Annotated in this window: 1 protein-coding gene; it reads right to left on the reverse strand. The window is 54.1% G+C overall.

Annotated features, from left to right (window positions below; translation table 11 throughout):
* Window positions 1-37 precede the first annotated feature (37 nt).
* A partial coding sequence (locus tag NTD80_RS22610) for an integrase core domain-containing protein (RefSeq protein WP_262135075.1) occupies window positions 38-220 on the reverse strand: 183 nt, incomplete at its 5' end.

The raw sequence follows: 220 nt of genomic DNA on the forward strand, positions 1-220 counted from the left end.
TGAACTGGTCAAGTAATCTTGGACACCGATTAAGGTTTCACGCCACCAGCTTCTCCCTGGCGACTGGTGACCGATAGTCGTTGTAGCTATGCGGCCTGGTGATGTTGTAGCGCGATACATAGCGCTGCACATCCGCTCGGGCCTCATGTTCCGACCCGTAGCCTGCTTCTGGCACCCACTCTGATTTCAAACTTCCAAAGAAACGCTCCATCGGAGCGTT

It is taken from the genome of Pseudomonas sp. 13B_2.1_Bac1, from assembly GCF_025466155.1.
Classification (GTDB): Bacteria; Pseudomonadota; Gammaproteobacteria; order Pseudomonadales; family Pseudomonadaceae; genus Aquipseudomonas; species Aquipseudomonas aylmerensis.